Below are 13,173 nucleotides of genomic sequence, written 5' to 3'. Positions count from 1 at the left end.
AGGCCTCCATCGAAAGTTGCAACCGGCGCGCCGCCTTTCGACGCGCCAAGTGCCGCCTTGGGCCGGATGCCCGTGCGGGGGCTCGGCGGCGAGGGTGGGGACGTACCACTTCGCCCTGGGAGAAGGCAGGCCGCACCGTGTTCGTCGCCTGGAGAGGCCTCAAGTTCGCCAAGGGGCGCTTCGCCCTGATGGGAACCGTCATCGTGCTGATCACCATGCTGGTCGGGCTGCTGTCCGGCCTGACCGCCGGGCTGGGCCGGCAGAACACCTCGGCGATCACCACGCTGCCGGCGGACCGGATCGCCTTCGGCGCGCCGGGGGAGGGCGGCGACCTGTCGTACGCGGACTCGGCCGTCACCGAGGACCAGTGGCAGCGCTGGGCCGGGACGCCCGGCGTGAGCAGCGCCGAACCGCTGGGCATCACCACGACCAGGGCCACCGCCGGGAACAGGAGCATCGGCGTGTCCGCCTTCGGCGTCCGGCCCGGCTCCGCGCTCGCCCCGCACAGCGGCAAGCTCGACGACCACTCGGTGGTGCTGTCCACCGGCGCCGCCGCCGGCCTCGGCGTAGCGGCGGGCGACGGCCTCACCCTCGCCGGACGGAAGGTGGCCGTGGCCGCCGTGCGCGGTGACGCCTCCTTCAGCCACACCCCGGTCGTCTGGACCAGCCTCGACACCTGGCGGAAGACGGCATCCCCGGCCGGCGGGAGCGACCGGCCGGCCGCCACGGTCATCGCCCTGAACACCTCCTCCGCCACCGATGTGAAGGCCACCGACGAGGCAGCGGGCACCAGGACCGTCCCTACGGACGACTCGTTGTCCGCGATCGGCTCCTACACCTCCGAGAACGGCTCGCTGCAACTGATGCGCGGTTTCCTGTTCGCGATCTCCGCCCTGGTCATCGGCGCCTTCTTCACCGTGTGGACCATCCAGCGCGGCGGCGACGTCGCGGTCCTCAAGGCGCTGGGCGCCTCCACCGCCGACCTGCTCAAGGACGCGCTCGGCCAGGCCGTCGTCCTGCTGGCCGGCGGCACCCTGATCGGTACCGGCGTGGCCGCCGGACTCGGGGCGGTCATCTCCGGCACGGCCGTGCCGTTCCTCCTCACCCCCGCCACCGTCCTCCTGCCGGCCGCCGTGACGGTCGCGCTCGGCGCACTAGGGGCCGCCCTGTCCGTCCGCCACATCACCGCCGTCGACCCGCTGACGGCCCTGGGGAGCGCCCGATGAGCCTGCGCCTGACCGACATCACCCTCACCTACCCCGACGGCGGCTCCCGTCTGACCGCCCTCGACCACGTCACCATCGAGGTGCCCGGGGGCAGCCTGACCGCCGTCGTCGGCCCCTCCGGCTCCGGCAAATCCAGCCTCCTCGCGGTCGCCGCCACCCTCATCACGCCCGACGCCGGTACCGTCGCCATCGACGGTGCCGACACCACCGGCATGACCCGCGGCCAACGCGCCGAGCTGCGCCGCCGGAGCATCGGCATCGTCTTCCAGCAGCCCAACCTGCTGCCCTCCCTCACCGCCGTCGAACAGCTCCAGGTCATGGCACAGATCGACGGCCGCAAACCGCGCGACGCCCGTGGCCGGGCCATGGAGCTGCTCGACGCCGTCGGCCTCGCCGACCAGGCCGGCCGCCACCCCCACCAGCTCTCCGGCGGCCAGCGCCAGCGCGTCAACATCGCCCGCGCCCTGATGAACGACCCCACCGTGCTCCTGGTCGACGAGCCCACCAGCGCCCTCGACCACGAGCGCGGGGCCGCCGTCATCGACCTGATCACCCGGCTCACCCGCCAACGGGCCACCGCGACCGTCCTGGTCACCCACGATCGCACGCACCTCACCGCGGCCGACCGGATCGCCGAGGTCCACGACGGGCGTCTGCGTCCGCCCGCCACAGCCCGGCGGGCTCCCGCCGTGGAGGCGGTGCGGGGCGCCCGGCGGGGTGGGCCCCGCTGAGGCCGGGCAGGACGGTGACCGAGTGACGGCGCGGGCCGCAGCCGCCCCGGGGGCCGGGTGCTCCGCCCGGCCGGTCGAACGACGTCGCCTCCCTGAGCGCCGACCACCCGAGGTCCGAGGGGCCCACGGCGGAACCCGAGCCGGTCGTCCCGTCCGTGCTCCCCGACCGGACGCCAAGGTGTCGGCGTACGTCCGCGGTGGCGGCGTCCCCGTCGTACACGCTCGCGTCGCGGACCCGGACAGCTCCTCGGCGCCGGGCCCGCCGCGCACGCCACGGGGCGCACGGGTGGAGGTCGTCACACCGGCCGTGTCCGGCCATGGCGCCTGGAGCGGCGCGTCGGTCCCGCCCGCCACCGACGCCCCCACCCGGACGACCCGGCCGAGCCGGGCGGAGGACCGCAGCCGCCCCGGCCGCGGGCTGATCGGCGAGGGAGACTGGGCGCGCGCACGGCGGGTAACCGGGTGGAGGCGGTGTCGGAACCTTGTGGAGGCGGTGCGGAGGCGCCGCGACGGGACGCGCGCGTCACCTGCTCCGCACCGTGTGCGCTCCGGCCGGGTCCGCCCGCCGTAAGCTAGGACGGCTGTCAACCGCGTTGAGCAGCGAAGGGGCCCGACGGGGCCGCAGGGCCGGGGACAGCGAGAAGTGGAGCACAGCGGTGGCGCGAATCGGACTGGGCAAGGCGGTCTCCCTGGCACGGGAGGTCGCCGAGGACGTCCTCGCCCCGCGAGCGGCGGCCGTCGACGCCGAGCGGCGGTGGCCGGCGGAGGGAATGTCGGCGCTGCAGTCCCGGCTGGGCGGGCTGGTGGTGCCCGAGGACTGCGGCGGCATGGGCCACGGGCTGCTGGCGGTGGCGCAGGTGGGCGAGGCGACCGGGCGGGCGTGCGCGTCGACGTCGATCTGCTTCGGTATGCACCTGGTCGGCTCGGCGGTGATCGCCGCGAAGGCGGGCGAGGAGCAGCGGGAGCGGTACCTGGTGCCGATCGCGGCCGGGGAGCACCTGACGACCCTGGCGCTGTCGGAGCCGGCCACGGGCGCGGAGTTCTGGCTGCCGCAGACCCGGATGGAGCGCAGCGGGCCCGACGGGCTGCGACTGAACGGAACCAAGAGCTTCGTCACCAACGCCGCTCACGCCGACTCCTATGTGATCTCGACCGTGGCGGCCGATCCCGGTACGCCGCCGGGCCAGTTCTCGTGCACGGTGGTCGACGCCGACACACCGAACCTGGAGTGGGGCCCGTCGTGGCAGGGCTTCGGCATGCGCGGCAACGCCTCGCGCTCCCTCGACCTGCGGGACGTGCTGATCCCCCGCTCCCACCTGCTGGGGGAGGAGGGGGACGAGATCTGGTACGTGTTCAACGTCGTCGCCCCCTACTTCCTGATGGCCATGGCCGGCACCTACCTCGGGGTGGCGGCCGCGGCGCTGGAGGAAGCCCGCGCGCACCTGCTGCGGCGCCGCCACACGCACAGCAGCCGTGCCCTGACCTCCCAGCCGGTCGTGCAGCACCGGCTGGGAACGATGTGGGCGCGCGTCGAGCGCACCCGGCGGCTGATCTACCACGCCGCGATGGAAGCGGAGACCGGGGGACCCGACGCGCTGGCGGGGCTGGCGTCCGCCAAGGCGGAGGTCGCCGACGCGGCGGAGGCGGTCGTCAACGACGCGCTGACCCTGGTCGGAGGGGTCGGCTACGGCGAGGACTCCCCCCTGCACCGGCTGCTGCGCGACGCCCGCGCCGCCCATGTGATGTCCCCCGTCACCGACCTGCTGCGGATCTGGGCGGGCAGAGCCCTGCTGGACCAGCCGCTGCTGGAGGAGTGACGGTGTCCCAGCCGACGCGGTCCCGGGTCCTGCTGGCCGGGGTGTTCCCCGAGGTCGTGGCCGCTCTGCGGTCCGAGCTCGGCCAGGTGGCCGACCTGCGCGAGATCGCGGCCGAGGAGGTCGTCGCCCACACGGAGGGCGTGCCCGGTGAGCGGCACCCGACCCTGGTGGTACTGGGCCGGCGCCTGCCCGCACAGGTCGGCCTGGTCCACGCGGTGCGCCCGCACCCCGCGGACCTCGCGGTCATCGCGGTCTCCACCCCCGGCACCGCCGCGAAACTCGCCACGCTGCCCCTGCTGTTCTCCTCCGACCGGGCCCGGCTGCTGCCGGACACCCACATCGACCGGCTGCCGCGGCTGGCCACGGAGATGCTGCGGTCGATGGCCCGCCGGCGCACCTACAGCGCGGGGCTGGCCGCGGCCCAGCGCCAGCTCACCTCGGGCGCCGGGATCAGCCGGCAGCTGGGGGACCACCTGTTCGGGGAGTTCCTGACCCAGGCCCCCGTCGGCGCGCTGATGCTGGACGACTCGGGGGCTCTGGCCGCTTGGAACCACAAGGCCGCCGAAATCCTCTCGCTGAGCGACCCCGCCTCGCTCAGCCGCCCGCTGGCCTCCTTCTTCCCTGCAAGCGCCCGGGCCCGGCTGGCGCACCACATCGCCGCTCCCGGGGAGGAGCGCGCGGCCGACCCCGACGCCGTCTTCGAGCGCGTCCGCCCGGACGGCGGCGACCAGGCCCTCAGGCTGGCTCCCCAGCAGGTGCTGGACACCGAGGGCCACCAGCGCACCCTCCTCCTGGTCGAGGACGTCACCGCCCGGCTGCGCGCGGAGCGCCTGCTGGCCGAACGCACCAGTCAGGCCCTGCTGAGCGCGGAGGTCGCCGCCGCGATCACCGCTCCCGGCCCGCTCGACGAGCGCCTGCACCGGTGCGTGCGGGCCGCCGTGAACCGGCTGCACGCCACCTCCGCCTGCGTGTGGACCGTGCGGTCGCCCGACGGCGGGCTCCAGCACGCGGCGTGTGCCACGGCGGGCAGCGACGAGGCCGACGCCCCGGACCACGTGGCCGCCGCCCAGTCGCTGGCCCGGGACATCGCCGCGGCGCGCCGTCCCCTTCCCGTCACCCCCGCGGCCGGCGGGGAGGCGGGGTTCATCGGCCACCCCCTGGTCTCGGGCGGCGAACTGATAGGTGTCCTCACCCTGGGGACCGCACCGCACGCACCGGGCACCACGGCGGACGCGGTGGGGAACATCGCCGACCAGATCGCCGTCGGCATCCAGCAGGACCAGCTCCTCGAACGCCTGCGATCCACCGCCCGCGCCCTGGCCGGCCCGCTGCTGCCGCCCCACCTGCCGGCGCTGCCCGGCTTCGGCCTCGCGGCCCGGTACCACCCCTTCGGCAGCGGCCTGCAGATCGGCGGCGACTTCTACGACGTCTTCACCGCGCCCGACGGCCGGCACGTCGTGGTCCTGGGCGATGTCTGCGGCAAGGGTCCGGCGGCGGCCGCCATCACCGGCCTGGTACGCCACACGTTGTGGACCGCGGCCCAGTACACCACCGACCCGGCCCACGTCCTCACCCTCGTCGACCACGCGCTCAGACGGGAGAACACCCCTTTCTGCACCTTGGTCTACGCCGTGCTCGACCCCGTCCCCACCCCCGCCCGCCTCCACCTGGTCTCCGCCGGCCACCCGCCGCCGCTCCTGCGCCGCGCGGACGGCACCACCGAGCTCCTGGACGTGCGCGGCCCGCTGCTGGGCGCGTTCGGCAACGTCCATCACCCGGTGGCGGAGATCGACCTGCGTCCGGGGGAGACCCTGGTCCTCTACACCGACGGCTTCACCGAGGGAGCGGGTCCCCACAACCAGCGTGAGCCCGAGGACCTGGCCGCCCTCCTCGCCAAGCACGAGCTGCCCGCCGGCCCCGGTGACCACGCCGATCACATCGTCGCCGCCCTCATGGCCGAGGCCCACACCTGGTGGGGCCGGCGCCTGCGCGACGACCTGGCCGTGCTGGCCCTCACCGCCCGGTGACCACCGGGGCCCACCGGCGGCCTTCCCGCCCGGCGGTCCCCGTCAGCAGGCCTCGCGCCACACGCCCAGTTCCGGTCTCTTCAGCATCGACGACAACCTCAGCTCGCGCGACGCCGGGCAGAACTCGCTCACCGGCTCCGTGTACTCCACGTGGAACACCGCCTTGCCGGCCGCGATGAACGGGGTGAGCCGGGCGCACTCGTCGTACTGCGCGCACTCCTCGTTGACGGCGAAGTCGAAGTGGCCCACCAGCTGCGGTATCTGGGCCAGGTCGTTCTTCAGGCCCACCGACAGGCCGCGCCGGTGCGCGATGTCGGCGATCACACGGTTGTACCGGAGCTGGTCGCCCGCGGTGAGCGGGAATCCGGTGTCGTTGGCGTAGCCCTCGACGAGATCGGGCTCCACCGCGTCGAAGCCCTTGTCCCGGCACATGTCGAAGCGCCGTTCCATGATCGGCCGCAGTACGGAGATCCTGCGGATGTCCAGCCAGCGCTCGCCCCGCCAGCCGTTGGGCCCGCCGAGTACCGAGCGCGGGAAGGCGTCCTTGTCGGGCCGGAAGTCCTCCCAGGCACCGACGTTGACGTAGCAGATCACCTTGCGGCCGTCGTGGTGCAGGCGGGCCACGTCCGCCGCCGTGTTCTCGAAGCCGTCGATGTCGTAGACCGGCACGTCGGCGGAGGGGTCGACCCGCCCGTCGAGCTGCCACTGCCAGGCCAGCCCGGGGCGGGGCTGCCACCGCGCGCCCCCGGGGCCGGGCGCGGCGGAAGGGTTCCCGCGACCGCCCGGGCCGCCGGAACAGGCGGTCAGCGCCGAGAGCGCCAGGACGGCCAGCAGGGCGGTGCCTGCCCGTGCGGCGCGCCTCATCGGTCCGTCCCCGTCAGCGCGGGGGTCAATCCGAGCCACGGGTTGGGTGGTTCTCCCGTCACGGGTCCGCTGACGGCGGCTCCGCGTTCCCGCGCGGTGCGTACGGCGAGCGGGACCAGCGCCTCGGGCACACCGTAGACCAGGTGGCAGAGGCGTGCGGACGGCCGCCGGGCGGTCCAGGCGGGACGGCTGAACGCCGACACGTACGTCGACCAGTGCCCCTCGAAGGTCACCGTCAGATCGGCGAGGCGGGCGTAGCCGGGCGCCGGGTGGACCCCGGGGTTCAGGACGACCGTCGCGGCACCCAGCCGGCGCACGGACCGCACCAGCCTCCGGCAGGCGGGCAGCCCTTCCGGGGCCGCGGTCACCCGGTCCAGGAAGCAGCCGTCCGCCGCGTACCACTGACGGTGCCGGCGCATGTCGCCGGCGACCTCGCCCGGGTCGCGCGCACCGTAATCCGTGTCCACGTAGCCGAGCAGCCGGGCGCCGGCCGCCCGCAGCGCGCCGGCCATCGCGGCGAACGCCGGATCGGGGCCGGTGCCCGGTCCGCTCGCCGGGTTCAGCACGACGGCGTACGTACGGGCGGCGGCCGTGATCAGCCGGTGCCAGGCGGCCGGGTCCTCGGCCGGGTGGACGTACAGCGGGATCAGCAGGCTCACGGTACGCGCTCGCCCTCCGTGTCCCGCGCGGCCGGGTCCGTGGCCGCCCACAGCGCGGCCAGCGACTCGTCGAGGGTGTGGACCGGGCGCCAGCCCAGCGCCTCGGCCGCGGCCGTGACGGACGAGCACTGCCACGACACCTCCGCCGAGCGCGCCGAGCCGCCCGCCCGCTCGGCGATCCGGCCCGTGAAACCCGCCCGGTGGGCGAGCCTCCGCACCAGTTCGCGCACGGGGACGGCCTGGCCGCCGCTGATGTTGAGGACGGCCGGCAGGGGTCCGCCCGCCGTCGCCGCGAGCAGCGCCGCCCGGGCGACGTCGCGCACGTCGACGAAGTCGCGGTACGCCGACAGGTCACCGAGGCGCAGGACCGCGTCCCGCTCCGGGCCGGCCTGGCGCAGCAGCGCCGCGATCCGGCCGGGCAGCCCGGTGGGCGGCGCCCCGGGCCCCACCGGGTTGCCCACCCGCAGGACCACCGCGTCCAGCCCGGACGCGGTCACCGCCACCGTGCCCGCCAGCTTCGTCGCGCCGTAGGGGCCCAGGGGGCGCGTGGCCGCCGACTCCGTCACCCGCGTCCCGGGGGCTCCGGGTCCGTACTCGGCCGCCGAGCCCAGGTGGACCAGGCGTGCGGCCGGCGCCGACTCGCGCAGCGCGGCGCACAGGACGGCCGGACCGCGGGCGTTGGTCTCGGCGAGGGTGACGGCGTCACCGCCGGTGGCACCCGCGCAGTTGACCACGGTGTCGGGCGCCGCCGACGCCAGGGCCTCGGCCACTTGGCCGGGGTGGTCGCGGGCGAGGTCGACGGCGATGTCGGCGGCGGGCGAACGGCCGGCCCGGAGCACCGTCGTGTCCGGCGGGGCCGCGCTCAGGTGCGCGACGACATGACGGCCCAGGTAGCCGGTGAAGCCCAGGACGAGAACGCGCATACGGTGCTCAGGCTCCCTTGAGGAGAAGTGACTTGCGGACGGTGAACTCGGCGTTGGCCCGGTCGTAGTCGTCGGGGCGGCCGATGTCCAGCCAGTAGCCGTCGAAGTCGTAGGCGTGCGGCGGGCGCTCGGCGGCCAGCAGATCCAGCACCAGTTCGTCGAAGCCCAGGGGCAGCCCGGGGGTGTAGCCGTCCAGCGTCGAGCGGGACAGGCCGTAGACGCCCATCGAGACCCGGTAGTCCAGGGTGGGCTTCTCCGTGAAGGCGACGACCCGGCTCGCGTCGGTGGTGAGCACCCCGAAGTCGATGTCGACCTTCCTGGCGTACGTGGCGATGGTCAGCGGCGCGCCGGACGATTCGTGGCCGCGCAGGACGTCGGCGTAGTCGAGGTCGGTGAGGACGTCGCCGTTCATCACCAGGAACGTCTCCGGCAGCCGGTCGCGCATGGTGAGCAGCGGGCCCATGGTGCCCAGGGGGCTCTCCTCGGTGGCGTAGTCGACGGTCATGCCCCACTGGGAGGCGTCGCCGACGAAGGCCCGGATGATCTCGCCCAGATGGCCTATGGCGATGGTGCAGTGGGTGAAACCGGCCATGGAGAGCTGGCGCAGCACGATCTCCAGGATGGCGTGCTGGTCGCCGATCGGAACGAGCGGCTTGGGCAGCGCCGTCGTGTAGGGCCGCAGCCGGACACCCTTGCCACCTGCCAGGATCACTGCGTACATGGGCTTCTCCTTCGGGTCCTCGGTGTCTTCGGTGGACGTGCCGGACGGAGTCAGACGTTGTAGATGCCGGTCTTGTAGCGGGCCAGGTTGGCCGGATCGCGGAAGAACTCCACGGTGTGGGCGAGCCCCTCCTCCAGGCTGTGCGCGGGCCGCCAGCCGGTCGCCCCGGTGAGCCGGGTCGCGTCGGCCACCAGCCGCATCACCTCGGAACTGGCGGGCCGGACGCGCGCGGCGTCCGCGCGGACGTCCACAGCGGTGTCCATCACCTTGCCGATCAGCGCGACCAGGTCGCCGACCGAGATCTCCCCGCCCGTCCCCGCGTTGAAGGTGCGGCCCACCACTCGCTCGGCGGGCGCGGTGCCCACCGCGAGGAACGCCCGCGCGGTGTCCTCGACGTAGGTGAAGTCGCGGGTGGGCCGCAGATCGCCGAGCGTGATCACGTGCTGCCCGGCCGCCACCTGGCCGATGACGGTGGGGATCACCGCGCGCATCGACTGGCGCGGCCCGAAGGTGTTGAACGGCCGCAGCGTCACCACCGGCGTCCCGAAGCTGGCGTGGTAGCTGTCGGCCAGCCGGTCGCCGCCCGCCTTGGAAGCGGCGTAGGGGGACTGCGTGTTGATCGGATGGTCCTCGGTGATCGGCACGGTCCGCGCGGTGCCGTAGGTCTCGCTGGTGGAGGTGTGCACCAGCCGCGGGGTCCCCAGGGCGCGGACGGCCTCCAGCACGTTGAGCGTGCCGGTGACGTTGGTCTCCACGTAGCTGTGCGGCGCCCGGTACGAGTAGGGGATCGCGATCAGCGCGGCCAGGTGGTAGGCGCAGTCGGCCCCTTCCAGCAGGCCGCGCACCGAGCCGGGGTCGCGGACGTCGCCGAGCACGATGTCCACGTGGTCGAGGACGTCCGCCGGCAGGGTCTCCAGCCAGCCGTAGGACGAGAAGGAGTTGTACTGGGCCATGGCCCTGACCCGGTGCCCGGAGGCGACCAGCGCCTCGGTGAGGTGCGAGCCGATGAAACCCTCGGCTCCGGTGACGGCGGCGAGCGGTGATGAGGTCAACTCGGCGGTCCTTCCGGTTCATTGAGCGGTACGTGGGCGGTCGTGCGGTGTGCCGGCGCGGGGCGGCCCTCCGGCTGCCGGTACGGGCCGGGTGCCGGAGGGGGGTCAGACATGCGGAGCCGGCCGGCCGAGCAGCCGCAGCGCGCACGCCACCAGGCACAGGGCGGCCACCCCGCAGCACAGGGGGAGCAGGGCCGGGTCCGGTGGCGGGCGCAGCAGCGTCAGCGCCCCGGCGGCGCCCGCCGCCACCAGGCAGATCACGGCGGACGGCCAGGCGAACCCGAACGCCTGGAGCAGCAGCGCGGTCCACAGGGTGGCCGCCAGCAGGAGCAGCGCCGCCGGGTCCGCGCCGGTCAGCAGGGCCGCGGGCAGCAGCGGCAGGAGGTAGCCGAACAGGCAGAGGGCGAGCACGCCGGCCGAGCGCAGCAGAAAGGCGGCGGGGGTCGCGGTCACCCGCAGCGCGGCGACCGACCAGCCGCGGTAGCGGTACAGCAGCCACTCCGCCGGTCCCATGCTCACCGTCAGGACGATCACCGCGTACGGCTGCCGTCGGCCCTCCAGGAGCACCAGGACCGCGGCGGCCAGGCCGAACAGCCCGTGGGGGAGCGACGCGCGCAGCCGCGGCCGGGGGCCACCGGCGACGGCCGGCGCGGCAAGCGCGGTCCGGAGGGCCAGGCCGGTGACGCCGAGCGTGGCCAGCAGCGCCAGCAGCGGCAACCCGGCACGCAGCAGCGGCCCCGGTTCCCACCAGGGCAGCACCACGGCACCGGCGACCAGGGGACTGAGCGCGGCCAGCAGCAGCCGTTCCCGGGCGAGCACCAGCAGCACCCCCGCCGCGGCCAGGTACGCCGACTGGGCGGCGGCCAGCAGCGTCACCGGACCGGCCCCGGCGGGCAGCGCCGCGACGGCCGTGGCCACCACGGCCCCCAGCGGGGCCCCGGCCAGCAGGGTACGGCCCGCCTCCCGGGTCCCCGTCGCCAGCCGCAGGTAGGCCCGGTGGCCGAGCGCCTGTCCCCAGGCCCAGGACACGACGCCCGCCGCGATCAGCGCCGGGGCGTGGCGCTCGGCCTGACCCAGCGGCGCGGCGAGCAGGTAGGCCAGGCCCGGCAGCGCGAACAGGAGGCCGCGCAGCAGGCAGCGCACCCGGTCCGGGCGCCACGGGTCGGGCGGCCGAGGAGGCTCGGGGAAGGTCCTGGGCACCCGCTCGTACAGCGCCGAGGCGAGGGAGAACAGGTCCGGGTGACCGTACCGGTCCCTGATGACGTCGGCGGGCATGCCCTCGGCCTCCAGCAGCGCGGCCACCTCCCAGGGGTGGACGGCGGGGCCGACATGTTCGGCCTGTTCGGCGGCGAGCCGGTCGACCGCGTCCTCGTGGGGACCGGGCCACGGGCGCCGCGGGGCGAGGGGGCTGCCGTCGGCGGCCGGGGCCGGGCGCGCCGGACGTGTCCCGGCGAGCCGGAGCGACAGGGTGTCCTGCTCCGCGCCGCCCGGTTCGAGTGCGGTCGGCCCGCTCATACGGCCAGGCTCCCGGTGCCCGGAGCGGTCCGGGTGTCCGCCCGCCGCCGGGCCGCCGCCGGGCCGAGGGCCGGCACCGGGGCCGGGGTGCCGGTCGCGGCCGGTGCCGGGGATGCCGCGGCGCCCCGGGCACCGGGCTGTCCCGCCGACAGGTCCAGGTATATGGCGCGGAAGGTGTCGATGGTGCGGCGCAGGGTGAACTGCTCGATCACTCGCAGCCGGGCCGCCTCGCCCATCGCCCGGCGCCGCGCGGGATCACCCAGCAGCTCCAGCGCGGCGGCGGCCATGGCGGCCGGATCACGCGGCGGGACCACGAGCCCGGTCCGGCCGACCGCCTCGCGCACCCCGCCCACGTCGGTGGAGACCGTCGCCCGCCCGCACGACATGGCCTCGATCAGGGTGAACGGGAAGCCCTCGCTGATGCTGGAGAGCATCACCACGTTGCCGGCGGCGTAGGCGTCCTTGATGTCGTCGACCCGGCCCTCGAACGTGACGGCGTCCGGATGGCCGAGCTCGGCGGCCAGGGCCCGGCAGCGCTCCCGGTAGGCCTCGCCGCCGCGCGGTGTCCCGCCGAACAACCGCAGCCGCGCCTCCGGTATCCGCGCCCGGACGGCGGCGAAGGCGCGGATCAGGGTCTCCAGGTCCTTGATCGGATCGACGCGCCCCGCCCAGCTCAGGGTGGGCACGTCGGGCTCGGGCCCGGCCGGCGGGAAGGCGGCCGGGTCCACGCCGTTGTAGACGGTGCGTATCGACTCCGGGTCGGCACCGCCCTGTTCCTCCCACAGCCGGTTGTAGCGGTTGCCCGGGGTGATCAGGGCGGCCCGGCGGTAGCTCTCCTCCGCCAGCAGCCGGAAGAAGCCCAGGACGACGGCCTTCACGGGCCAGCGGTAGGGGCCGGTGCGGTAGCCGAGGTACCGCTCGCGCAGGTAGACGCCGTGCTCGGTCAGCAGCAGTGGCACGCCGTGGCGTTCCCGGGCGGCCAGGCCCGGCAGGACCGCCAGGCCGCCGCTGACCGCGTGCGCGACCCCGCCCTCCGGCAGCGGCGCGGCCAGTGGGCGCAGGGCGTGCTCCAGCAGCCCGGTCGCGGTCAGCGCGTCGTGCAGCGTGGGGCGGGCCTCGCGGACGACGAGACCGGGGCGGTTCCACACCGCGGTCAGCGCGGTGACGGCCGGGTCGCCGCGGAGGAAGGCGCTGAGCGTTCCGTCGGCGGCGGCCCGCGCCATCGTGTACAGGGCGGGTGCGAACCCGTCCTCGGCGCACGGGTCGAGCAGCGCGGTCAGGAACCGCTCGTAGGCGGCGGTGAGCCGGTTGCGGGCGCGTCCCCGGGGCGGGCGGCCCTCCGGCGCGGCGCCCCACATCGGCACCGGGTGGACCCGCGACACCTGCGGCGGCAGGTCCCACACGAGTGGTTCACGGCCGGTGCCGGTGACGGCGACGACAGCGAAGTCGAGGTCGGGCATGCCTTGGACGAGCTGGTCGCACCAGACGCTCACACCGCCGTGGCTGTGCGGGTAGGTGCCTTCGGTGAGCAGGGTGACGCGCGTCGCGCCGGGGCGTCGCGCGCCGTGGGGAACGTGCATCGGTGTGCTCCACGGCCGAGGTGTGGGGTGGTCGGGCCGGCCCGGGCCACGAGCGTGC

The 13,173-nt window shown here is 75.2% G+C and carries 11 protein-coding genes; 4 read left to right on the top strand and 7 right to left on the bottom strand.

Annotated features, from left to right (window positions below; translation table 11 throughout):
* The first annotated feature begins 137 nt into the window (after nucleotides 1-137).
* The 4 genes from AB0H53_RS05200 (at nucleotide 138) to AB0H53_RS05185 (ending at nucleotide 5,801) form a co-directional block, all read left to right on the top strand.
* On the top strand, nucleotides 138-1,226 hold the full coding sequence (locus tag AB0H53_RS05200; protein ID WP_362107431.1) for an ABC transporter permease: 1,089 nt from the start codon (nucleotides 138-140) through the stop codon (nucleotides 1,224-1,226).
* Nucleotides 1,223-1,957: an ABC transporter ATP-binding protein gene (locus tag AB0H53_RS05195; RefSeq protein WP_362107428.1), complete on the top strand. Its 735-nt coding sequence runs from the start codon at nucleotides 1,223-1,225 to the stop codon at nucleotides 1,955-1,957. The genes AB0H53_RS05200 and AB0H53_RS05195 overlap by 4 nt, the downstream gene beginning before the upstream one ends.
* A gap of 656 nt (nucleotides 1,958-2,613) precedes the next feature.
* Nucleotides 2,614-3,774, top strand: coding sequence for an acyl-CoA dehydrogenase family protein (locus AB0H53_RS05190; RefSeq protein WP_362107426.1), 1,161 nt, complete (start codon nucleotides 2,614-2,616; stop codon nucleotides 3,772-3,774).
* A gap of 2 nt (nucleotides 3,775-3,776) precedes the next feature.
* Nucleotides 3,777-5,801 (top strand): SpoIIE family protein phosphatase, encoded by a 2,025-nt coding sequence (locus tag AB0H53_RS05185; RefSeq protein ID WP_362107423.1) that lies wholly within the window; start codon nucleotides 3,777-3,779, stop codon nucleotides 5,799-5,801.
* 42 nt (nucleotides 5,802-5,843) lie between these two features.
* Here the strand turns inward: AB0H53_RS05185 and AB0H53_RS05180 are convergent, their stop codons facing one another.
* From AB0H53_RS05180 to pelF, 7 genes are all read right to left on the bottom strand, one after another.
* Nucleotides 5,844-6,665 carry an endo alpha-1,4 polygalactosaminidase gene (locus tag AB0H53_RS05180; protein WP_362107420.1) on the bottom strand — a complete coding sequence of 274 codons (822 nt, stop codon included), beginning with the start codon at nucleotides 6,663-6,665 and terminating at the stop codon, nucleotides 5,844-5,846.
* The gene (locus AB0H53_RS05175; RefSeq protein ID WP_362107417.1) at nucleotides 6,662-7,324 is read right to left on the bottom strand and encodes a spherulation-specific family 4 protein; all 663 of its coding nucleotides are present in this window, start codon (nucleotides 7,322-7,324) and stop codon (nucleotides 6,662-6,664) included. Before AB0H53_RS05175 ends, AB0H53_RS05180 begins: the two co-directional genes overlap by 4 nt.
* The gene (locus AB0H53_RS05170) at nucleotides 7,321-8,247 is read right to left on the bottom strand and encodes an NAD(P)-dependent oxidoreductase (protein WP_362107414.1); all 927 of its coding nucleotides are present in this window, start codon (nucleotides 8,245-8,247) and stop codon (nucleotides 7,321-7,323) included. The genes AB0H53_RS05175 and AB0H53_RS05170 overlap by 4 nt, the downstream gene beginning before the upstream one ends.
* Before the next feature lie 7 nt (nucleotides 8,248-8,254).
* On the bottom strand, nucleotides 8,255-8,968 hold the full coding sequence (locus AB0H53_RS05165; protein WP_362107411.1) for a nucleotidyltransferase family protein: 714 nt from the start codon (nucleotides 8,966-8,968) through the stop codon (nucleotides 8,255-8,257).
* Nucleotides 8,969-9,018: 50 nt separating this feature from the next.
* On the bottom strand, nucleotides 9,019-10,020 hold the full coding sequence (locus AB0H53_RS05160; RefSeq protein WP_362107408.1) for a GDP-mannose 4,6-dehydratase: 1,002 nt from the start codon (nucleotides 10,018-10,020) through the stop codon (nucleotides 9,019-9,021).
* Between the two features lie 105 nt (nucleotides 10,021-10,125).
* Nucleotides 10,126-11,535, bottom strand: a complete 1,410-nt coding sequence (locus AB0H53_RS05155) for a hypothetical protein (RefSeq protein ID WP_362107405.1) — start codon at nucleotides 11,533-11,535, stop codon at nucleotides 10,126-10,128.
* Complete coding sequence (gene pelF, locus AB0H53_RS05150) at nucleotides 11,532-13,115, bottom strand: GT4 family glycosyltransferase PelF (RefSeq protein WP_362107403.1); 1,584 nt, start codon at nucleotides 13,113-13,115, stop codon at nucleotides 11,532-11,534. The genes AB0H53_RS05155 and pelF overlap by 4 nt, the downstream gene beginning before the upstream one ends.
* Nucleotides 13,116-13,173 lie beyond the last annotated feature (58 nt).

The sequence above is a fragment of the Streptomyces sp. NPDC050856 genome, assembly GCF_040653855.1.
GTDB lineage: Bacteria > Actinomycetota > Actinomycetes > Streptomycetales > Streptomycetaceae > Streptomyces.
Note: the sequence above shows the minus strand (reverse complement) of the source record. Positions and strands in the feature narration are given on the sequence as shown.

Coding starts and splice junctions, on each gene's coding strand:
- AB0H53_RS05195 (WP_362107428.1), top strand. CDS start 1,223: ATGAGCCTGCGCCTGACCGACATCACCCTCACCTACCCCGACGGCGGC.
- AB0H53_RS05180 (WP_362107420.1), bottom strand. CDS start 6,665: ATGAGGCGCGCCGCACGGGCAGGCACCGCCCTGCTGGCCGTCCTGGCG.
- AB0H53_RS05170 (WP_362107414.1), bottom strand. CDS start 8,247: ATGCGCGTTCTCGTCCTGGGCTTCACCGGCTACCTGGGCCGTCATGTC.
- AB0H53_RS05165 (WP_362107411.1), bottom strand. CDS start 8,968: ATGTACGCAGTGATCCTGGCAGGTGGCAAGGGTGTCCGGCTGCGGCCC.
- AB0H53_RS05155 (WP_362107405.1), bottom strand. CDS start 11,535: ATGAGCGGGCCGACCGCACTCGAACCGGGCGGCGCGGAGCAGGACACC.
- pelF (WP_362107403.1), bottom strand. CDS start 13,115: ATGCACGTTCCCCACGGCGCGCGACGCCCCGGCGCGACGCGCGTCACC.